Origin of the sequence: Streptomyces sp. NBC_01224 (assembly GCF_036002945.1) — a bacterium.
GTDB lineage: Bacteria > Actinomycetota > Actinomycetes > Streptomycetales > Streptomycetaceae > Streptomyces.
The window spans coordinates 5,828,361-5,849,511 of the sequence record NZ_CP108529.1 but is presented as its reverse complement, the minus strand read 5'-3'; the positions used below and the strand labels follow the sequence as shown (position 1 = coordinate 5,849,511).

Annotated in this window: 17 protein-coding genes, 2 tRNA genes and 2 pseudogenes; 15 read left to right on the top strand and 6 right to left on the bottom strand. The window is 70.8% G+C overall.

The window, feature by feature from the left end; translation table 11 throughout:
- Positions 1-32 precede the first annotated feature (32 nt).
- The gene (locus tag OG609_RS26330) at positions 33-629 is read right to left on the bottom strand and encodes a histidine phosphatase family protein (RefSeq protein ID WP_114244660.1); all 597 of its coding nucleotides are present in this window, start codon (positions 627-629) and stop codon (positions 33-35) included.
- A gap of 248 nt (positions 630-877) precedes the next feature.
- On the opposite strand from OG609_RS26330, the gene OG609_RS26325 reads away from it, so the two are divergent.
- The 7 genes from OG609_RS26325 to OG609_RS26295 all read left to right on the top strand — a co-directional run bounded on the left by OG609_RS26325 (position 878) and on the right by OG609_RS26295 (position 7,334).
- Positions 878-1,870 (top strand): phosphatase PAP2 family protein, encoded by a 993-nt coding sequence (locus OG609_RS26325; protein WP_327275083.1) that lies wholly within the window; start codon positions 878-880, stop codon positions 1,868-1,870.
- The gene (locus tag OG609_RS26320) at positions 1,755-2,942 is read left to right on the top strand and encodes a hypothetical protein (protein ID WP_327275082.1); all 1,188 of its coding nucleotides are present in this window, start codon (positions 1,755-1,757) and stop codon (positions 2,940-2,942) included. The genes OG609_RS26325 and OG609_RS26320 overlap by 116 nt, the downstream gene beginning before the upstream one ends.
- On the top strand, positions 2,933-4,546 hold the full coding sequence (locus OG609_RS26315) for a hypothetical protein (RefSeq protein WP_327275081.1): 1,614 nt from the start codon (positions 2,933-2,935) through the stop codon (positions 4,544-4,546). Before OG609_RS26320 ends, OG609_RS26315 begins: the two co-directional genes overlap by 10 nt.
- Positions 4,543-5,877, top strand: a complete 1,335-nt coding sequence (locus tag OG609_RS26310; RefSeq protein ID WP_327275080.1) for an AAA family ATPase — start codon at positions 4,543-4,545, stop codon at positions 5,875-5,877. The genes OG609_RS26315 and OG609_RS26310 overlap by 4 nt, the downstream gene beginning before the upstream one ends.
- A gap of 114 nt (positions 5,878-5,991) precedes the next feature.
- Positions 5,992-6,333: a hypothetical protein gene (locus OG609_RS26305; protein ID WP_327275079.1), complete on the top strand. Its 342-nt coding sequence runs from the start codon at positions 5,992-5,994 to the stop codon at positions 6,331-6,333.
- Positions 6,334-6,562: 229 nt separating this feature from the next.
- Complete coding sequence (locus tag OG609_RS26300; protein ID WP_327275078.1) at positions 6,563-7,270, top strand: hypothetical protein; 708 nt, start codon at positions 6,563-6,565, stop codon at positions 7,268-7,270.
- Positions 7,261-7,334: transfer RNA gene (locus OG609_RS26295), tRNA-Lys, on the top strand. The genes OG609_RS26300 and OG609_RS26295 overlap by 10 nt, the downstream gene beginning before the upstream one ends.
- A 54-nt stretch (positions 7,335-7,388) precedes the next feature.
- Here OG609_RS26295 and OG609_RS26290 read toward each other — a convergent pair.
- Positions 7,389-8,603, bottom strand: coding sequence for a M6 family metalloprotease domain-containing protein (locus OG609_RS26290; protein WP_382898193.1), 1,215 nt, complete (start codon positions 8,601-8,603; stop codon positions 7,389-7,391).
- Positions 8,604-9,012: 409 nt separating this feature from the next.
- Here OG609_RS26290 and OG609_RS26285 point away from each other — a divergent pair, with 409 nt between their 5' ends.
- Positions 9,013-10,884 carry a putative bifunctional diguanylate cyclase/phosphodiesterase gene (locus OG609_RS26285; protein ID WP_327275077.1) on the top strand — a complete coding sequence of 624 codons (1,872 nt, stop codon included), beginning with the start codon at positions 9,013-9,015 and terminating at the stop codon, positions 10,882-10,884.
- Positions 10,885-10,900: 16 nt separating this feature from the next.
- Here the strand turns inward: OG609_RS26285 and OG609_RS26280 are convergent, their stop codons facing one another.
- Positions 10,901-11,998: an LLM class flavin-dependent oxidoreductase gene (locus tag OG609_RS26280; RefSeq protein WP_327275076.1), complete on the bottom strand. Its 1,098-nt coding sequence runs from the start codon at positions 11,996-11,998 to the stop codon at positions 10,901-10,903.
- Between the two features lie 124 nt (positions 11,999-12,122).
- Positions 12,123-12,938 (bottom strand): maleate cis-trans isomerase family protein, encoded by an 816-nt coding sequence (locus OG609_RS26275; RefSeq protein ID WP_327275075.1) that lies wholly within the window; start codon positions 12,936-12,938, stop codon positions 12,123-12,125.
- Between the two features lie 210 nt (positions 12,939-13,148).
- Here OG609_RS26275 and OG609_RS26270 point away from each other — a divergent pair, with 210 nt between their 5' ends.
- From OG609_RS26270 to OG609_RS26240, 7 genes and pseudogenes are all read left to right on the top strand, one after another.
- A complete protein-coding gene (locus tag OG609_RS26270; RefSeq protein ID WP_327275074.1) occupies positions 13,149-14,108 on the top strand; it encodes a D-2-hydroxyacid dehydrogenase in 960 nt (319 codons plus the stop codon).
- 180 nt (positions 14,109-14,288) lie between these two features.
- A pseudogene (locus OG609_RS26265) lies at positions 14,289-14,721 on the top strand (amino acid ABC transporter ATP-binding protein); the annotation flags it as partial.
- 167 nt (positions 14,722-14,888) lie between these two features.
- Positions 14,889-15,647 carry an IclR family transcriptional regulator gene (locus OG609_RS26260; RefSeq protein WP_327275073.1) on the top strand — a complete coding sequence of 253 codons (759 nt, stop codon included), beginning with the start codon at positions 14,889-14,891 and terminating at the stop codon, positions 15,645-15,647.
- 164 nt (positions 15,648-15,811) lie between these two features.
- Positions 15,812-15,885, top strand: a tRNA-Lys gene (locus tag OG609_RS26255).
- A gap of 129 nt (positions 15,886-16,014) precedes the next feature.
- Positions 16,015-17,532 carry an MFS transporter gene (locus OG609_RS26250; protein WP_327275072.1) on the top strand — a complete coding sequence of 506 codons (1,518 nt, stop codon included), beginning with the start codon at positions 16,015-16,017 and terminating at the stop codon, positions 17,530-17,532.
- Positions 17,533-17,673: 141 nt separating this feature from the next.
- Positions 17,674-17,802: pseudogene (locus OG609_RS26245) on the top strand (RidA family protein); the annotation flags it as partial.
- 112 nt (positions 17,803-17,914) lie between these two features.
- Positions 17,915-18,493, top strand: a complete 579-nt coding sequence (locus tag OG609_RS26240; protein ID WP_327275071.1) for a TIGR03086 family metal-binding protein — start codon at positions 17,915-17,917, stop codon at positions 18,491-18,493.
- 231 nt (positions 18,494-18,724) lie between these two features.
- Here the strand turns inward: OG609_RS26240 and OG609_RS26235 are convergent, their stop codons facing one another.
- Positions 18,725-20,416, bottom strand: a complete 1,692-nt coding sequence (locus tag OG609_RS26235; protein WP_327275070.1) for an AMP-binding protein — start codon at positions 20,414-20,416, stop codon at positions 18,725-18,727.
- A 26-nt stretch (positions 20,417-20,442) separates the two neighbouring features.
- Positions 20,443-21,033 (bottom strand): lytic polysaccharide monooxygenase auxiliary activity family 9 protein, encoded by a 591-nt coding sequence (locus OG609_RS26230; RefSeq protein ID WP_327275069.1) that lies wholly within the window; start codon positions 21,031-21,033, stop codon positions 20,443-20,445.
- Between the last annotated feature and the right edge of the window lie 118 nt (positions 21,034-21,151).

Here is a 21,151-nt window from a genome sequence, read left to right as displayed (position 1 = left end):
ATCGAGACCCCCTGCTGCCGGGGGCGGCAGGACTACCGGTCCAGATGGCCCGTGTCGTTCCAGCGCTCTATCGCGGGCGCACCGTACGCCCACCCCAGCACCGACAGCGACGTCGGATCGAGCCGGATACGCGCCGCGAACGACACGTCCTCGCCCAGCCACCGCGCCCCCAGCGCCCGCAGGATGTGACCGTGGGCGAAGACCAGGACGTCGCGGTCGGCCGAGCGGGCCCAGTCGACGATCTCGTCGGCGCGGGCGGACAGTTCGGCCAGGGTCTCCCCCTCCGGCACCCCGTCGCGCCAGATGAACCAGTCGGGACGGATCGCCTTGATCTGTGCCGGGGTCATCCCCTCGTACGCCCCGTAGTCCCACTCCAGCAGCGCGTCCCACGGCTCGGCCCGGTCCCCGAAACCCGCGATGTCACAGGTCTCCTTGGCCCGGAGCAGCGGACTGGTGCGGACTTCCAGGCCCGGCAGGTCCGCCCACGGCTTGCGGTGCAGCCGCTCACCGAGGAGCTTGGCGCCCGCACGGCCGGTGTCGAGCAGTGGGATGTCCGTCCTGCCTGTGTGATTGCCCTTGACGGACCATTCCGTCTGGCCGTGCCGGGCGAGCAGGATACGCGGTGCCATGACGGCTCTCCCTGAGACTGAGATCTGAGGCCGGAGATCGTGACAGAACGGATCGTCCGGTTTTCCCATCATCGCGCACGTCTTCCGAAGGCAACCTCCGGGGCCGAACCGGCGTCACTCCCTGCGCGGAGAAATCCGTGCGCACACGGGGCACCCGACAAGGACCCCCGGGGGAATCGCGGCCGACACGCACCGTACGGTTGAACGCCCGCCGTCGGTCGCATGAACACATGATGGAGAGCTTCCGGATGCAGCATGCCAGCACCGCGTACGTGCCGCGCCCGCGGCCCCGTTGGTGGACCGAGCTGCCGTTGCTGGCCCTGGTGTACGCAGCCTACTCGGCGGGCCGGCTGGTCGCGCGCGGCGACGTGTCCACGGCCGTCGACCACGGTCTGCGCATCCTGCACCTGGAGAAGACGCTCCACATCAACTTCGAGCACCCGCTCAACCGGCTGCTGACCGCCCACCCCTCCATAGGCATACCCGCCGACTTCATATACGCGTCCCTGCACTATCTGGTCACCCCGGCCGTTCTGATCTGGCTTTTCCGCCGCCGCCAGGCCGTGTACCGCAGGGCTCGCACCTGGCTGATGACCTCCACGCTGCTCGGCCTGATCGGCTTCACGCTGATGCCGACCTGCCCGCCCCGGCTGCTTCACGCCACTCACGGCTTCGTCGACACGATGGCGCAGTACAGCTCGTACGGCTGGTGGGGCACCGAGGCGAGTGCTCCGCGCGGCATGGGCGGAATGACGAACCAGTACGCGGCGATGCCGAGCCTGCACGTCGGCTGGGCGCTCTGGTGCGGAATCCTGCTGTGGCGTCACGGCCGGCACCCGCTCGTACGGGCCGCGGGCATCGCGTACCCCCTGGTCACCACGTTCGTGGTGATGGGCACGGCCAATCATTACTTCCTCGACGCGGTCGCGGGCGCTGCCGTGATGGGCGTCGGAGCCCTGCTGGCCGGACCGGTGATGCGTATCGCCGACCGGGTCGGGGACCGGTTCACAGCCCGCTTCCCGCGATTCGCCCGGACCACGAAGTCCCCGATTGTCAGTGCCGGATGCAAGACTTCGGCGGGTGAGCGAATCCCTGGTCAGCGGACCACCTCCGCAGATTCCATCGATGCCGCAGCATCGGCCGACGCAGACGCCTCGGCCGGTCGCGCACCCCGGGCCGACGCCGCTGCCCCCGCAGGCGCGGGAACAGCGGGGGACGACACTCCGGCAGCGGCTCGCTGAGCTGCGGGGCCCGGCTGTCGCACCGCGTCCGCTGGATGCCCGCGCGCTGGCCGCCCTCGCCGCCAACCCCGGCTGCCGACGCCGCGCCCTGCTGGACGGCGCCGGGGTGGACAAGGCCGCGCTGGCCACGGCGCTCGGTTCACCGGCCCCCTTCGGCCAGTCGCAGTTCGCTTTCGTCCGGGGCAACGCCTTCGAGGCCAAGGTCAAGGCCGATGGCGGTACGGAGCTGATGCGGCTGCTCCACGAGCGCCTCGGCGGCGGCGCCGAGTCGCCGCGCGAGGTCCTGGTGCCCGATCTGACCGCGGCCGGTCCCGAGGGCCGCGCGGCGCGTACGGCGCTGGCGCTGCGGGAGGCGACCGAGGCAGGCGGCTGGGCGCTGCTGGACCACCCGATGCTGGCCCTGGAGGTGGCGGGCTCCCCCACCTATCTGGAGCCGGACGCGGTCGCGGTGCACCCCGACGGCACCTGGACGGTCGTCGAGATCAAGTCCTTCCCCATGATCGATGGTTCTGCCGACGCGGCGAAAGTCGGTGCGGCAGCCCGGCAGTCCGCCGTCTACGTACTGGCGCTGGAGCGGATCGCGGAGCTGACCGAGGGCGCGGAGGTCGGCCACCGGGTGCTGCTGGTCTGCCCGAAGGACTTCTCCAATCTGCCCACCGCCTCGGTCGTCGACGTACGCAAGCAGCGTGCGGTCACCCGGCGCCAGCTGGCCAGGCTGACCCGGATCGAGGACATCGCGGCGGCCCTGCCCGAGGGCACCACCTTCGATCCGGAGTGCTCCCCGCAACAGCTCGACGCCGCGGTCGGGTCCGTCGGCGCGGCGTATGCCCCGGAGTGCCTGGCCGCTTGTGAACTGGCCTTCCACTGCCGGGCGAAGGCCCGCGCGGCCGGTGCTGTGGAGGCGCTGGGGCGGAGCGTGCGGGGTGAGCTCGGTGGGCTGACGACGGTGGGTGCGGTGCTGGCCGCCGCCGCGGGCAAGGAGGGCGACCCGGCGGATCCGACGGTCGTGGCCCTGCGGCGTGCGGCGGCGCTGCGTGCAGAGGCGCTGGAGGGCAGTGCGGCATGTCGCTGATCAGCACCCTGGCCCGGCTGGAGGCCGTGGAGAGCGGCCGGGCGCAGCCGATGACGACGGTCCTGCACCGCCATCTCACCGACCGGCCGCTCGTCCTGGTGCCGCTGACCACCGCCGGTGAGGCGGGCGCCCCATTGGGCGCGCTCGTCGGGACCGACCGGGAGGCGCCCCGGCTGCTGGCGGTTTCGCAGCCGCGCGACCGGGATCTGCGGTTCGCGTTCCTCGCCGAGCTGGCCGAGGCGGTGCTGCCGCACATCGAGGCGTACGAGGCTGTCGTCGAGCCCGCCGAGCGCAATGAGACCGATCCGGAGACCGGGAAGAAGGTCAAGGTCGAGGTCGAACTGTGCGCGGACGCACCGCAGTTGATCGTGCCGAGCCGGGCGGGCATCGATTTCGTACGGCTGCTCGGCCGCTCCATGCGGTTCAGGCGCACGGCTGAGGACGAGCCCGACACCCCGTACCCCGCCCCTGCCCGTGTCCCGCTGCTGGGCCGCTGGCTGACGCACTACGGGGAGCGGGCCAGGGTGCCGGGCTCCTCGCTGCTGCTGGCCACGACCGATCTGCTGAACCGGCACTGGGCGACCGGTCAGAGCAGCCTGGAGGATCAGCATCTGGGCGCGCTGCTGGCCTGGATCGCCGCCCCGGCGGGCGAGTCCGGGGCGCGGGCCGCGCTCCGTGCGGAGCTGGAGCGGGACGGCGAAGGGCAGCTGCTGTGCCCGCCGGCCGGTCCGGCCACGGACCCCGCGTTCGACAACCGGCTGCTGGCGCCCGCCATCGAGAAGTACGACCGGGCGCGCACCTCCCTCGCAGCGGCCGAGGACGGACTCGCGGCCGATGCCCGGCTCGCCGAACTGACCGCTGCCGAGCGGGACATCAGGGCGTTGCTGGCCGGTGTGATGAGGCCGACCTGGGACGCGGTGTGGCGGGGGCTCGATCTGCTGAAGGAACTGCCCGAGGGGTCTCGGGCCGAGGACCGCTGGACGAGGGACCGCTGGTCGTTCACCGGTCACCGGGACCGGGTGCGGTCCGGCGAGCCGCCGCAGCCCCGCCGGGACGACGCGGTGACGGCCGCGCAGAAGCTGGCCTCGCGCGAGACGGCACAGGCCCAGCTGGAGGCACAGGAGGCGCTGGACGATCCGCTGGTGCTGGCCGGGCGGCGGCTGGCCGGTGAGGCGTTCGTCGGCGACGTGACGGAGGTGGTGATGGCGTACAGCGAGTCGAAGCGCCCGTCCCCGCGCCCGTTGGTCACGGTCCGCACGGACGAGCGCCCGCATCTCGGGGAGCGCACCAAGGTCTACCGCTCGCTGGACGGCAAGCCGCAGACCGCCGAGTTCGTGGAGTACGCCACGGAGCCGGAGGACGGGAACGCGCCCCTGCTGGTGCTGCGGATCACCGACCGGATGGGCCGGAGCAAGGAGCCGGCCCCGGGTTCGGTGCCCGAGCCGGGCGACCGGATCGCCTGGACGCTGTTCGAGCACGATCAGCGCGCCGGCCCCAAGCTGCCGGACCCCGAGGAGACGCCCTGGACGCACGGCGGCCCGCCGGGCGCCACTGCCGGGCAGGCCGAGAGCCCCGATCCCGTGACCACGGAGGACCTTCTGTGACGGCCGTATTCGACCCGGGCGCCCAGGCCGCGCGGGCGACCGACGCGATCCTCGCCGACACCCTGAGCGGTACGTCGCGCGGCATCGTGGTGGACTCCCCGCCGGGCGCGGGCAAGTCGACACTCGTGGTGCGTGCCGCACTCGAACTCGCGGCGGCCGGGCACCCGTTGATGGTGGTCGCGCAGACCAATGCCCAGGTCGACGACCTGGTGGTGCGGCTGGCCGAGAAGGACCCGGGGCTACCGGTCGGGCGGTTGCACAGCAATGACTCCGACCCGTACGACAAGGTGCTGGACGGCCTGGCCCATGTACGGAAGTCGGCCAAGGCGTCGGATCTCGCCGGACTCGATGTCGTCATCTCGACGGCCGCCAAGTGGGCGCATGTGAAGAACGTCGAGCCGTGGGGGCACGCGATCGTCGACGAGGCGTACCAGATGCGTTCGGATGCGCTGCTGGCCGTCGCGAGCCTCTTCGAACGGGCGCTGTTCGTCGGCGACCCGGGCCAGTTGGACCCGTTCTCGATCGTCGGCGCGGACCAGTGGGCGGGGCTGTCGTACGACCCGTCCGCGAGCGCGGTCTCCACGTTGCTCGCGCACAATCCCCACCTGCCTCAGCACCGGCTGCCGGTGTCGTGGCGGCTGCCCGCCTCCGCCGCGCCGCTCGTCTCGGACGCGTTCTACCCGTACACCCCGTTCCGCAGCGGTACGGGCCACGGGGACCGGCGGCTGTCGTTCGGCGTCGCGTCCGACGGCTCGGCGCCGGACCGGGTGCTGGACGAGGCCGCGGAATCCGGCTGGGGCCTGCTCGAACTCCCGGCCCGGCACACCCCGCGCACCGATCCGGAGGCGGTACGAGCGGTGGCCCTGGTCGTCCGCCGGCTCCTCGACCGGGGTGGCGCGGCGACGAGCGAACGCTCCCCGGATCCGGTCCCGGTGACGGCGGACCGGGTCGCGGTCGGCACCGCCCACCGCGACCAGGCGGCGGCGGTACGGGCGGCGCTCGGGGAGCTGGGCGTGACGGGCGTGGCGGTGGACACGGCGAACCGGCTCCAGGGCCGCGAATTCGATGTGACGGTGGTCCTGCACCCGTTGTCCGGCCGCCCGGACGCCACGGCGTTCCATCTGGAGACGGGCCGGCTGTGTGTACTGGCCTCGCGCCACCGGCATGCGTGCATCGTGGTGTGCCGGGCGGGCGTCGCGGAGCTGCTGGACGAGCACCCGTCGACGGAGCCGGTGCAGCTGGGGGTCACGGTGAAGTTCCCGGACGGCTGGGAGGCGAACCACGCGGTGCTGGCACATCTGGGCGAGCACCGGGTGCGGTGGGAGGCGTGAGGGCGCCCCGTCCCGGCAGGTCGCAGCCCTGCTTCCGGCTGTCCGCGGAGCCCCCTTGCGCGACGTTGGACAATGGAGGGTGGCCGTCGGGCCCACCGAAGGAGGAAACACCACATGGCACAACCCGAGCGGAACGAGCAGCAGCGGCTGCGCCCCGCGCCCCTGCTCTTCGAGCCGTCGGCGGCAGTCGCCGATCCTGAGCACTTCTTCGACCTGGAATCGATGGACGATCCGAAGGAGGTGCTGTCCCGCGCCACCGAGCTGACCCTGGCGTTCCGTGCCGCGGCCGACCGTGCGGTCGAGTTCCAGGCGATCGCCGCCGCCCAGCTCGCCGATCCGCGCCGGTTCGACCGGCTGACGACCGCGGACATCGCGCAGCGTGCGGAGTGGGCCGAGGACTATGCCAAGAAGATGATCGAGTTCGGCCGGAGCCTGCTGGGCGGCTCCACGCCCTGACTGCCGTGACGGCCCCGACGCGACCGGCGCACCCGTCCCACCGGGCCTGCCACCGGCCCCGGCCCGCCATCGCGCCGATCGATCCGGGCCACCCGTCCACGCCAGGTCCTGACACCGGGTACAACCAGTGGCATATGCCCGAGCGCAAGATACTCCTCCCCACCCCGACCTGTCCCGGTTTCCGGCAACTCTCGGAACCCACTTGATCACTCCCGGTAGACATGGGCGCATGAGCGCATGGCTGCCAGACGAAAAGCCCCTGCATCACGGCGACGGCCCCCACCACGGCGCCGACATCTTCGCCCTCCTGCGGGACCGGGCCGCGAACCAGACGGCTCAGGTCACGGCGGCCGGCGCCGCCTGGCTCGCCGGCGCCGCGGCCTATCCGCGCAGCACGCTGGCCCAGTGGGAGGCCCACCCCTCCTTGCCCGGGGTGCTGCCGTGCGGTTCGGCCTTCGACGTGGTGAATGTGCCCACCCTCTTCGGGCGCCGGATGCTGGAACACCTGTGGGCGGACGGCCCGGGCTCCGGCCCCGTCGCCACTCACCGCGGACGGATGCTGCTCTTCGCCTCCCCCGGCACCGCCCAGCGGCTGCCGTCGCTGCTCGACTGGGAGGAGTGGGGCGGTGGCCATGAACCGCGGACCGGCAGGGGCGCGCAGGGGCGGGGCGGAGTCGACGGCAAGGTCCCGCCGCTGCTCTGCCACGGCATCGGGGACGCGGTGACCGTACCGCCCCTGACCTGCTCCTCCTCCGCCCCCGGGCCCCGCTGGGTGGTAGCCCCCGACACCCGCAGCCCGTGGCTGCCGGGGCCGGACGTACTGCTCTGGGCCTGTGTACGGGTGACCAGGTCGACGCCCTCGTCGGCGGCCAGGAATTCGATTTTTCCTCCCGCCGATCAGGATGCTAATGTCTACGACGTCAGCAGGCGCCGCTAGCTCAGTTGGTTAGAGCAGCTGACTCTTAATCAGCGGGTCCGGGGTTCGAGTCCCTGGCGGCGCACAGACGGAAGAGGCCCCTCGCGAAAGCGAGGGGCCTCTTCGTGTTCACGGGAGCCTACGTTCCCGTGGTGATCCGGACCGTCCAGGCGCCCGACGGTGTCCGGCCGGCGACCTCGACCCTGGCGTGCACGCCGGGGATGCTGTACGTCTCGCCGACCCGCAGCGGGGCGTCCGCGAGCGGCGCGTAGACGGACAGGTCCCAGCAGGCGTCGGTGCGGGGATGGGTGTCGATGACCTCGACCGGGCCGCCGCCGGACGGGGTTGCGTTGCGCACCCGGTAGAGCAGGACGCCTTCGGTGCAGGTCGTCCGGTCGTTGCCGGTGGCGCTGCGCGCCTCGATGGCCACGGCGCTGCCCTCACCGGTCCTGATCACCGCGAGCCGGGTGCCGATGGAGGCCCCGGGCGCGGGCACGGCGGCGATCGGCTCCAGGGTGATGTCCCGGCTGCGCTGGACGCACACCACCTGCCTGCGGTCCAGCCATCCCAGCTTCCACTTGTGCCAGCCGAAGAAGTCCGGTGCGAGCCCGAACTGACTGCCCATCACGTCCCAGTCGCCGACATAGGTGTCCCAGTCGCCCTTGCCGTCGGACGGCCGGTGGTAGAGGTCCGGCAGGTCGAAGACGTGCCCGGTCTCGTGGGCCAGCACATTGTGGTCCGGCGGGTGCTGTTCGAAGACGGTGACGACGCGCCGGATGTCCGTGCCGTCGGCGTGCAGCGGCTGGTCGAAGTTGACGACCTTGGTGGCGTCGGAGTCGACGCCCGGGGCATCCGGGTCGGCGACCAGGTAGACGATGCTGAACCGGGAGAAGTCGACCTTCGGGTCCGCCACGGCGATGGCGTCGCGCAGATAGGCGCTGCGCCGCTCGCTGCTCCAGTCCCGTTGCATGCCGTACCAGTCGGACGCCTTGGGCATCTGGATCCACTGCCGCAGCGGGTGGGGGCGCAGGGTGAACTTCCCGTACGAGGCGCGCTGGAAGAACTGTGTGGTGGCGGGGAAGTAGTCGGCGGTGAGTTCCTTGGGGGTGCTGGTGGGGCGGTGGTCCGGGAAGGAGAGAAAGACCATGACCGCGTCGAGGGAGTGGTCGGGGCGGGGGTAGGCGTCGTTCCAGTCGCCCACGCCGAGCGAGTGGTGCGCCTCGGTCCGGGGCAGCGCGCACGGACCCGCTTCACCGGTGGCCGCCACGGCGGGCCCGGCGACGAGGGAGGTGGCAGCGAGCGCCAGCAGGGAGGTCACAGCCGCGACCGCACCTCGCAGGCTCGGCCTCTCCACTCCCCCGGTTCCGTGCTGGCGCGGCACATCTACCTCCGGGTGCGGGATGCGGTCACCCACCCACCCTGTGATGATTCGAGGCTTTCGTCCTGTTGAGCTGCCCCAGTCGAGTCAACAGTCGGCCGCGGAGTTCACCCTCACGGACGGTCACAATCGATCATCCGGACATCATGAGGGAACAAGATCACCCAGAAACCATCAATAGCGGGCAAGCTGGATCGGCGCGCGACTGACCCAAGTGGGGCGAACGCGGGGCGCGGAGGGGTCGGGCGCTGGAACGGCCGACGCACCAACCTCTATGCTTCACCAGGCTTTCCCGCGTGGTTTCCGCCTCCGACAACGGCGCCCCGCGCGGCGGGCCAGTCCGGCCACACCTGTTCAGGACAGAACTGCACGGCGGGAGCGAACGGTGAGCGGAACCTCCGAAGGGCCGAGGCCCGCGGTGGGCACACCCCCCCATTCCGCAGGACCTTCGGTCACGGAGCGTCACCCTCTGTGGTCCCCTGCCGGAGCCGCAGGATCCGAGCCGCACGGCTACCGGGCCGCCTTCCGGGCCGCCACGCTCCCGATGGCCGTCATCGACCACGAGGGCCTGGTCGTCGCCGCCAACGACGCCCTCGGCGGCCTCCTCGGCTTCCCCGCCGCGGCACTGACCACACAGTCCGCAGCCGATCTGCTCGACCTCGTGGCGGACGGCCGCACCTGGCACGCGTACCGCGAGGTGCTGCACCGCCGGCGCTCACGGTTTTGCTGCACCCGCAGTCTCAAGCATCCCGACGGGCGCTCGATGTGGGCCGAGATCACCGTGGTACCGATGCCCGAACCGGAGGCCGGCAGGGCCGACGGCCCCGGGCCCGGCCGGGTGCTGCTCTCCGTCGCGGACATCAGCGACCGGCGTGAGCTGCAGAAGCGGCTGCGCCACCTCCAGATGCACGACCCGGTGACCCGGCTGCCCAACCGGACGTTGTTCTTCGAACGGCTCTCGGCCGCCCTGGAGATCCCGCCGTTCCAGGACGACAGCATCCCCGGACACGGCCGTATCGGGCTCTGCTATCTCGATCTCGACGGCTTCAAGGCCGTCAACGACACGATGGGCCATCGGATCGGCGACCGGCTGCTCGCCGCCGTCGCCGCGCGGCTCACCGACTGTGCGGCCCAGGACGGCCCGCACCGCCCCGGTTCACACCTCGTGGCGCGCCTGGGCGGCGACGAGTTCGCGATCCTGGTCGAGGACTCCGCCGGTACGCAGCAGCTCACCGACCTGGCCCGCACGGTCCTCGCCGCGCTGCAGAAGCCCTTCGATCTGGGCGGGCAGCGGCTCTCCGTATCGGCCTCGATCGGAGTGGTGGAACGGGCCGTGGCCGGCACCTCGGCGACCGGTCTGATGCAGGCCGCCGACACCACGTTGTACTGGGCGAAGGCGGACGGCAGGGCCCGCTGGACGGTCTTCGACCCGGAGCGCAACGCCCACCGGATGACCCGGCAGACGCTCTCCTCCCATCTGCGGCCCGCCGTCGAACGCGGTGAGTTCACCATCGAGTACCAGCCGCTGGTCGGCATGGCCGACGGAGTCGTACGCGGGGTGGAGGCGCTGGTCCGCTGGAACCACCCGCAGTTCGGCATGCTCTCGCCGAATCGGTTCGTCGCGATCGCCGAGGAGGACGGCTCGATCGTCCAGCTCGGCCGGTGGGTGCTGCAGTCCGCCTGCCGCCAGGCCCGGCGCTGGCAGCTCGACCACCCGGCCGAACCGCCGCTGTTCATCAGCGTCAATGTGGCCGTACGGCAGGTCTGGGACTCCGACCTGGTCACCGATGTCGCGGAGATCCTCGCCGAGACGGGCCTCGATCCCGGACTGCTGCAGCTGGAGCTGACCGAGTCCGCCGTGATGGGCTCGGCGGGCCGCCCGCTCCAGGCCCTCCAGTCGCTCAGCGAAATGGGCGTACGGATCGCCATCGACGACTTCGGGACCGGCTACTCGAACCTTGCCTATCTGAGCCGGCTGCCGGTCTCCGTACTGAAGCTGGACGGCTCGTTCGTACGCGGCTTCCGCCACGACGACGGCGACCGCCCGAGCCCCGCCGCCGAGACGATCGTCGAGGCGATGGTGGAACTGGCGCACCGCCTGGGCCTGACCGTCACCGCGGAGTGCGTGGAGACGGCAGGCCAGGCGGAACGGCTGCGCAGGATCGGCTGCGACACCGGGCAGGGCTGGTTGTACTCACGCGCGGTGGCCCCGGAGCGGATCGCCGAGCTGATCGGCAGCGGAAGGCTGACGGTCTGAACCCCGGCTGCCGGTGTCAGGCCGTCGGCAGCCCGTACGCGTCCGCGAGCAGTTCGTAGCTGCGCAGCCGGGCCTCGCCGCCATGGGCGTTGGCGGTGATCATCAGTTCGTCGGCGCCGGTGCGCTTGGCCAGGTCGTCGAGGCCCGTACGGACCTCGTCCGCCGTGCCGTGGACGATGTTGACCAGCCAGCTGTCGACGAACTCCCGCTCCATGGGGCTGAAGGCGTACGCCTCCGCCTCCTCGGGTGTCGGGACCAGGCCGGGGCGCCCGGTGCGCAGGCGGACCATGGACAGGGCGCCGGAGAGCACCTGGCGGCGGGCCTCGCGCTCGTCGGCGGCGGCCAGGGCCGAGACCCCGATCAGCGCGTACGGGGCGTCGAGCACCGCGGACGGCCGGAACGACTCCCGGTACAGGTCGAGGGCCGGCACCGTGTTCTGGGCCGAGAAGTGGTGGGCGAAGGCGAACGGCAGGCCGAGTACGCCGGCCAGCCGGGCGCTGAAGCCGGAGGAGCCGAGCAGCCAGATCGGCGGGCGGGCAGGGGACTGGACCCCGCCCTCGGCGGTGGCCTGGACCGGGCCGGGGACCGCGTGGATACGGGCGTAGGGGTGGCCGTCGGGGAAGTCGTCGTCCAGGAACCGGGTCAGCTCGGCGAGCTGCTGCGGGAAATCGTCGGCGCCTTCGCCCAGCCGGTCCGTGCGTCGCAGGGCAGCCGCGGTCGCGCCGTCGGTGCCGGGGGCGCGCCCGAGACCGAGGTCGATGCGGCCGGGGGCCATGGCCTCCAGGGTGCCGAACTGTTCGGCGATGACGAGCGGTGCGTGGTTGGGCAGCATCACGCCGCCGGATCCGAGCCTGATGCGCTCGGTGTGTGCGGCGAGATGGGCCAGGATCACGGCGGGTGAGGAGGAGGCGACGCCGGGCATGGAGTGGTGTTCGGCGACCCAGTAGCGATGGAATCCGCGGCGCTCGGCGAGCTGCGCGATGTCCACGCTCGTATGCAGCGCCTGGGTGGCGGTGCGGCCCTGGCCCACGGTCACCAGGTCCAGCACGGAGAGCGGAACGGTGGCCGTCCCCTCCGTCTTGCCACGGATCTCGTCGCCTTGAATCTCGTCCACGTCCTGACCTCTCCGGTGTTGCGCCTACGTCCGGCTCATACGTCCACAGGACGCAACAGGAGGTGGTCTCCGCTTATTCCCCCGGCTCACCGGCCATCCCTTGACTCACCGACCGTCCCCCGGCTCACCAGCCGGGGTGGGTCTGCTTTCCGGGCCACCCCTTCTTCCCGCTGTGCGCGCGCTCCCGGCCCGCGCCCCATGTGGCCACCGGGGCCGGGGGCGCCTCGCGCTCGGCAAAGATCTTGCCGAGCCTCGGGGACCAGGACCGGCGGTCCGCCAGCCGCAGCCCCTCCCGGACCGTCACCTGGTTCCCGGTGAGGACCGGCTTGCCGAGGAGTTTCTCCAGCTCCACCACGTGCGAGACGGTGTGCAGGGCCGTGTCGGGCAGCAGCATCACATCGGCCTCCGGCCGGTCCGCGGCCGTGACGAGTTCCTTCACCTGGTCCAGGTCCCAGGCGGCGGCCTCGGCGGCGGAGGAGAGAGAGGCGGCGTGAGTGGCGGCCACCTCGATGCCCGCGGACCGGAGAAAGGTGGTGAACAGTGCGGCGATGTGCTCGGGGTAGGTCGCGGCGACGGCGACCCGGTCGGCGCCCAGCTCCCGTACCGCATGGACGAAGCCGAAGGAGGTGCTGGAGGCGGGCACACCGGCCGCCCGGGCCAGGGCGGCGGTCTGTTCATGGGCGCCCTCCCAGCCGTACAGGAAGCTGCCACCGCTGCTCACCCACACGACGGACTCGACACCGGCGCGCTGCAGCTCCGCCACCCCGGCGGCCAGGCATTCGGGCGCGCCGGTCCGTAGCAGCGCGTCGATCCCGTAGGCGTCCTCGTCGACTTCGGTGTGGTTCACGACCAGTCTGACGGCGTCGAGCAGGATCTCCATCCGCGGGAAGTCGTCCTCCGCGTAGTGGTGGCCCGGGTAGAGAAAACCGAGGGTCGTCATGTCCACCCTTCCTGTTCCTGCGGGTTCCTGGACGGGTATTCGGGGGCCGGACGGGTCCGGGTATGCCCTACCCGTGACCGTTTTCGCCCGCCTCTTCCCCAGTATTCCCCCATCCGTCGCCACCCCCACTGCGACGTGTTGACGAAGCCGGGCGCGGGTGCGAGCGTGGTCGAACCGCACCTCTCAGACGCAGCGGAGCGACTGTCTCTCATGTCAGAGCCCACCCTGCTCGTCCTGGACACCGACCCGTCGCCGCGTCTCGGCCGGCTGACCGGCCGGGCCGCCGTCCGCTATACGGACGAGGCCGGACTCGCCGCGCAGCTCCCGGAGGCCGACGTACTGCTGGTGTGGGACTTCACCTCCGACGCGGTACGGGCCGCCTGGCCCGGTGACGGACCGCGCCCGGCATGGGTGCATACGGCGAGCGCGGGCGTGGACCGGCTGCTCTGCCCGGAGCTGGCGGCCTCCGACACGGTGGTGACCAATGCGCGGGGCATCTTCGAGCGGCCGATCGCCGAGTACGTGGCGGGCCTGGTGCTGGCGTTCGCCAAGGATCTCCCGGGCACGCTGGAGCTCCAGCACCGGCGGCTGTGGCGCCACAGGGAGAGCACTCAGGTCGCGGGCAGCCGTGCGGTGGTCGTCGGCGCGGGCCCGATCGGGCGGGAGATCACCCAACTGCTGATCGCTCTCGGGGTCCAGGTGGCGCTCGTGGGACGCCGGGCGCGGCGCACCATCCACGGCGTGGCAGAGCTGGATCGGCTGGCCTCCATGGCCGACTGGGTGATCTGCGCGGCGCCGCTGACGGAGTCGACCCGTGGCATGTTCGACGCGCGGTTCTTCGGGCTGATGCAGCCGTCGGCCCGATTCATCAATGTGGGGCGCGGCCCGATGGTCGTCGAGGACGATCTGGTCGCCGCGCTGCGCAAGCGCTGGATCGCGGGCGCGGCGCTCGATGTGTTCGAGCAGGAGCCGCTGGGGCCGCAGAGCCCGCTCTGGGACGTACCGGATCTGATCGTGTCGCCGCACATGAGCGGCGACACGGCGGGCTGGCGGGACCGGCTGGGCGAGCAGTTCGTGGAGATGTACGAACTCTGGTCGGCCGGGGAGCCCTTGCCGAACGTGGTGGACAAACAGCGCGGGTACGTACCCGTCCGGGACCGCAGCGAGTGACCTCGACGGGCCGGGCCCGTCGGCCACTTCACCTGTCCGTCACGGACATCTCCGCATGACGGTCAGTGGCTGATCTCCGCGGCCGACCTGATGACCGTGATCCAGCAGCTGCGCGACCGTACCGGTGAGACGCTCACCGCGCACGTGACCCTGCTGGTCCTCCACTTCGTCCTGGCCTGCACCGAGGCCCCGGTCAGCGTGCTGGGCATGGACCGCGACGAGGCGGAGAGCCGCGCCCGCGAGCTGCTCGACCTGGTCGGGCTCTCGGGGAAGATCGACGCGCATCCCTCCCAGCTCTCCGGCGGCCAGCAGCAGCGGGTGGCGATCGCCCGCGCACTGGCGATGCAGCCGGAGATCCTGCTGCTGGACGAGGTGACGTCCGCACTCGACCCGGAGCTGGTGGCGGGCGTGCTGGAGCTGCTGAGCGACATCGCCAGGAACACCGACATCACCATGCTCTGTGTGACCCACGAGATGAACTTCGCACGGGACGTCTCGGAAACGGTACTGATGTTCGATGCTGGACGCGTGATCGAGTCGGGATCACCGGAAAAAAATCTTCACGGATCCCGCACACGAACGTACGCGCGAGTTCCTCGCCGCAGTGCTGTGACCTCGCCACTTCCTCGCACGCCAATGACTCTGGCATATGCCGGACGGGTGCGCCCCAGCTTGCGGCTTCGGGGCACCCCATCAAGTCGCCAACAGCCGCCCCTGAAAGGGCTCTTGGCGGCTATCGTGAGGGCAGAGCCTGCGGTCACAACCTGGTGGGGGGAAACCGTGACGTTGAAGCCCGAACCGACCGCACCGTTCCATTCGGTGCAGTACGCCCTTCGTGTTCTCGAAACGGTCTCCAAGCACGGCACCGGCGTGCCGGACACCCAGATCTCCCGGGAGACGGGACTACCCATGGGGCATCTCACTTCTTTGCTGCTGATGCTGCGCCGCGAGGGATACGTCGAGCAGGTCACCGACGGCGCGTATGTCATCGGCTCCTCGCTCCTGCTCCTCGGCTCCGGCGCGGCCCGCAGACAGGCCCTGGAGACCAAGCTCCAGCAGATGCTTGCGCAGCTGCGCGACTCGGTCGGTGCGGCCGTCTACATCAGCCGGTACGTCGACGGCGAGATCCGCGTCACGCAGTACGCCGACGGCCCCCGCACTCCCGCGGTCAACGAGTGGGTGGACTTCCGTTCCTCCGCGCACGCCTCGGCCGTCGGCAAGTGCCTGCTGGCCCAGCTCGACCAGAACGGCCGCCGCGACCACCTCTCGCGCCACAAGACGGCCCGGCTCACCTCGCGGACGATCACCAACGAGAAGGTGCTCTTCTCCAAGCTGGACAGCCAGCCGGCGACGGTCCCGATGCTCGACCTCCAGGAGTACGCGGTCGGCACGGTGTGCGCGGCGGTACCGCTGACGGCCGGGTCGTCGGCGGGTTGCCTGGCACTGTCCCTGCCGGTCGAGGACGCCCATCGCCTGCGCGAGGCGGCAGCCACGTTGAATCGGCGGGCGGCGCCCGTGCTTCTGTCGCTGGCGCTCTAGGGGTGAGGGTTCGGCGAGGCCCACCGGGGTGCACCCGGGACGACTTCGTCCTCAATCGCCGGACGGGCTTGATTTTGCTGGACGGATCGATTCGCCCTAATACGTCACGTTTGCCCGAGTGTCATCAGCACCCTCGGGAGCAGGTATTATTTTCGAGTCAGCAGGCGCCGCTAGCTCAGTTGGTTAGAGCAGCTGACTCTTAATCAGCGGGTCCGGGGTTCGAGTCCCTGGCGGCGCACAGACAACGCACTGGCGGTTCACGTTCACACGTGAACCGCCAGTGCGTTTTTTGCTGCCCATCGAGATGTACGAACGTTTTACACATCCGTACTAGACAAGCGTTTTAAACGCTCGTACATTTCCTGGCATGACGAACGCTACGAGCACCACCGCCGAGCGCGGCCACCTCGCCGGTCGCCGGGAATGGACCGCCTTCGTGGTCCTCCTGCTGCCCCTCCTCCTCGTCTCGATGGACGTCTCCGTCCTCTTCTTCGCAATCCCGTCCATCGACCGGGACCTCGCCCCCAGCGCCACCCAGCAGCTCTGGATCTTCGATGTGTACGCCTTCGCCCTGGCCGGTCTGCTCATCACGATGGGCTCGCTCGGCGACCGGATCGGCCGCCGCAAGCTGCTGCTTCTCGGGGCGTTCGCGTTCAGTACCGCCTCCGTCGCGGCCGCGTACTCCACCAGCCCCGAGATGCTGATCGCGGCCCGCGCCCTGCTCGGGATCGGCGGTGCGACGCTGATGCCGTCGACGATGGGGCTCGTGCGCAACATGTTCCGCGACGAACGGCAGCGCGGCCGGGCCGTCGGCATCTGGTCGGGTGCCATGGCCGGCGGGATCGCGCTCGGCTCGGTGCTCAGCGGGGTCATGCTGGAGCACTTCTGGTGGGGCTCGGTCTTTCTGATCAATGTGCCGGCCATGGTGCTGCTGCTCATCCTGGTGCCGGTGCTGGTACCGGAGTTCAAGGACCCGAGCCCCGGCCGGTTCGACTTCCTGAGCGTGCCGCTGTCGATGGGGGCCGTGCTGCCCGTTGTCTACGGAGTCAAGGAGAGCGCCGCGCACGGGCTCGATGTGCGGAACGCGCTGATCATCGCCGCCGGGCTCGTCATCGGCTGGTTCTTCGTCCGCCGCCAGCGCAGCCACGGCGACGCGATGATCAGCCGGGAGCTCTTTCGCAACAGCGGCTTCGCGGCCGGGATCGGGCTGAACGCGCTGGCCGCGTTCGCCATGATGGGGTCTTCGTTCTTCACCACGCAGTATCTGCAGTCGGTGCTCGGCATGGGCACGATGGAGGCCGCACTGTGGAGCCTGGCCCCGTCACTTGCGGTGGGTGCCGCCGCCCCGACGGCCACGGCGATCGCCCAGCGGACCGACCGTACGCGCGTCATCTGCGCCGGTTTCGTCATCGCCGCCGCCGGTTTCGCCGTTCTCGCCCTGACGGGTACGGACTCGCTGTGGCTGCTGCTCGGCGGCTGCGCCGTGATGAGCTGCGGCATCGTCACCGTGATGGCGCTCGTCTCGGACCTGGCGCTGTCCACTGCCCCGCCGGAGAAGGCGAGTTCTGCGGCCTCGCTGCTGGAGACCGGGCAGGAGTTCGGCGGTGCGATGGGGATGGCCCTGCTCGGTGCGGTGGCCACGGCCGTCTACACGGCCGACATGCCGGGCTCCGCGCCGGAGGACGCCCGTAAGACGCTGGCGGGTGCGGTGGCCACGGGGGACGGTTCGCTGATCTCGATCGGGCGGGAGGCCTTCGTGCACAGCATGCAGTACGCCTCGGTGGCGGGGGCCGCGCTGTTGCTGGCGGGCGCGATGCTGGCCGTGACGCTGCTGCGGCCCAGTTCCGCGGTGGCAGCGCGGGAGGAGCTCACCCTGACGAACTAGTGCCGCATCAGGCAACGTTCGCCCTGGGTGGTCTGCGACGATGGCTCCATGGACGAGGAAGTCGTTCCCGTTCTTCGCGTCGAGGACGCTGCGGCGGCGGTCGCGTGACCGGGAGCCGAGGCCCCGCAGTCGGGCGACCTGGCCGCCTGGGAGGTGGTCCGGGAATCGTTCGGAGACCACGACGTCCCCAGCACCCTGATCGGAGTCACCGTGCTCGGCTACGACGACCAGCTCGTAGAGATCGAAGCCGTCGCTGCCGTGCTCGACTAGCCAAAACTTGGTGCGCTTCAGGCAACGTTCGCCCCCGACAGGCATCGGGACAGGCTGAGGCGCCTGCGGAAACGAGTGGCCCGAAAGCGGGGGCACGGCTAACGTCGCGGTCGTGGATATCAGGGAACTGGACCGCCGTGCCCTCGCCACCTTGGGAGCGGTGATCGCGCAGATCGGCCCGGACCAGCTTCGTCTTCCAACGCCGTGTGCCGACTGGACACTGCACGGCCTGCTCCGCCACCAAGTGAGCGAGAACCTCGGCTTCGCAGCCGCCGCAGCAGGCGTCACCGGTGACCTCCGGGCCTGGGACCAGGGCAACCTGGGTGGGAATCCTTACCAGGCGTACCTCGACTCGGCCGACGCCATGGCGAGGGCGTTCGCCGAGGATGTCCTGGATCATTCGCTCCAGATCAGGGAGTTCGGGTTCTTTCCCGGCCGGGTCGCGCTCGGTATGCATGTGCTCGACTGCGTAGTCCACGGTTGGGACGTCGCTCAGACCATCGGCGTTGCCTACGATCCGGGCGCCGACCTCGTCCGCTACTCACTCAAGGTCGCGACGCAGATCCCGACCGGAGCACCGTCCGACGACCGGGCAAGGACTCCGTTCGCCCCGGCGGTCGAGATCTCCGCGGGCTCTCCCGCCCTGGAGCAGCTGCTCGGACTCGTCGGCCGTCGTCCAGCGGCAGGCTGAGCGACGCCTCGCCAACGGGTCGTGCACTGCGCCCAGGACGGCGCACCTCCCACCTTGAACGTCTGGGCTCCGAGCCCGTGCGGGTTGAGGGTGTCCACGAATGGCTTCAGCGTCAACGGCAGGGCACACAGGGACGGTTCGGCCTTCACCGTCGGCAGCGCCGCGTGCCGCCGCGTGGGCGGGCAGCACCGCACGCATCTCCCTCACATCGCGTCCGACCATCCGCTCGCCCTACTGCGCGTCACGACAGCAGGACTTGCTCCCGGAGCACAGCAGGTCGTCACGCCCGTGTGCCTCGTACTCGCGCAGCAGGGCTGCCGGTTGCTCGCCCTCGAACGGGGCGTACGCGTCATCGGGGCCTCGCCACCACACCGGACCCCCGCACCAGAACCCCTCGCGGCGCAGCCCGACCCGGTGCACCTTGTTCGTTGCCGTCACCGGCATCGACGGGACGATGCGTACGAAGCGGGGGGCCATCTTCGTACCCAGGTCCCTCTGCGCCCCGAGGAACGCGGCAAAGGCGGACGGGTCGAAGGCTGCGCCCTCCCGCATCGCGAGTGCCGCCATCACCTGGTCACCGGCGACCGGGTCCGGCACCGCGTACACCGCCACGGCCGCCGCGTCCTGCCAGCGGGCCAGGATGTTCTCGATCACCGCGGCGGCCAGGTTCTCGCTGTCCACCCGCAGCCGGTCGTCCGTACGGCCCGCGAAGTAGAGGAAGCCGTCGGCGTCGCGGAAGAAGAGGTCCCCGGTCCAGTACCAGCCGCCGCGCACCCGGTCCGCATCCGCCGCCGCGTTGCGCCAGTACCCCTCGAAGGGCGTACGGCCCCGGTTGACCAACTCCCCTATCGCGTCCGCCCCGTTGGCCAGCCTCCCGGACTCGTCGAAGACCGCGGCGGCCCGCTCCTCACCGGTCTCCGGGTCGACGACCGCGAGATCGTCGCGCGATGCCGCCTTGCCGATCGCGCGCTCCGGGGTGTCCGGGGTCCGCTGGATCGCCGCGCCACCCTCGGAGGAGCCGTAGCCCTCGACCAGCCGCACCCCGAACCGCTCCCGGAAGCGGGCCGCGTCCACCGCGCCGGCTTCGGTGCCGAAGCCGAGCCGCAGCGGGTGCTCGCGGTCGTCGGGGCGCTCGGGGGTGGCCAGCAGATACTGCACGGCGCGGCCGACATAGGTGAAGTACGTAGCCCCGTGCGCCCGTACGTCGTCGAGGAATCCGGAGGCCGAGAAGCGGCGGCGCAGCGCGACCGCGGCCCCACCGGCCAGCGCGGGCGCCCAGTCGGCGATCACCGCGTTGCCGTGGAACATCGGCATACAGATGTAGTGGACGTCCTCGCGCCGGACGCCGAAGTGATCGACGAGGGACCGCCCGGCCGCCGCCAGCCGCCCCTGGGAGCAGATCGCGGCCTTGGGGGCACCGGTCGAACCCGAGGTGAAGTAGAGCAGCATCCGGGTTCCGGGCCCGACTTCGGCCAGGACCGTGTCGCCCGGTTTCGCCCCGGCGTACGGGGCGAGCAGTTCGGCGTACGCATCGGTGTCGGTGACCAGCACCCGTACACCCGGAAGATCCAGGCCGTCGAGCAGCGAGAGATGCGCGCGTTCGGTCACCAGGACGCGGCAGTCGGTGTGCAGGATGTCGCGGACCAGTTCGGCGCCGCGCCGGGTGGGGTTGATACCGGCGACGGCGGCCCCGGCCAGGGCCGCCGCACTCAACCAGAGAGCAAATTCAGGAGTGTTGTCCAGCAGCACCCCGAGGTGCGGTTCGCTGCCCGCCGGCAGCAGATCCGCCAGGAGCGCGGCCCGTGCGGCAGCACCCGAGGCGACCTGGTGATGGCTGAGGACGGTGTCCTCGGATCTCAGTCCCGGCCGGTGGTCGCCCCATTGGCGCTGTACGAGCTCCGCGACGGTGCCTGCGCTCCCCATGGCGCCGCACGGTAACTGACTACACGTCAGAACTGAACATCGGAGCACGCATAGAACGCGTTCGCCGTGTCCGCGATGGTCCAGACGCTCAGGATGATGTGCTTCCCGGTCTTCTGGGTGGGGATGGTGCCCTGCTGGGTCAGGGTCGCCGGGGGCTGCTTGCCGCCGTACGGCACCGTCATGAAGGGCTGCGGCTCCAGGTCGGCCCTGGTGAGGGGCTTGGTGGGGTCCCAGCCGTTCTTGGTGATGTAGTAGCGGAAGTCCGTCGTGGCGTGGCGCGCGGTGAACTGCCAGCGGAAGCCGAAGCCCTGCCCCGCTGTGACATCGGTGGCGGGCCAGTTGCCGCCGCGCGGGTCGTCGAGCTGGGCGAACTCGGAGTGGCCGCCGGAGCAGATCTTGCCGTCGGCCGGACCTGCCGCCGGGAAGCCCTTGGGACCCTCGACGCTCTGCGGCTCCCACTGGACGTTGCCGCAGCCCGTCACCGTGCCATTGGCGCAGAGCTTCTGGCGGCTGATGGGATTGTCGGTGTAACCGTGACTACTGGCGCTGCCCGTCGCGAGCATCGAGACGCCCGCTACTGCCAGGCCGACTACGGCCGCGCTTGCCCTTTTACGCATTGCTGTCGCTCCTCAAGAACGTGGGGGAGGTTCCATGAGCCCTGCTGCGCGCATGTGTTGCGGTCTAGACCAAGCCTTAGATTATTGACGCGACATGAACATGTCCAGACCAATGGGA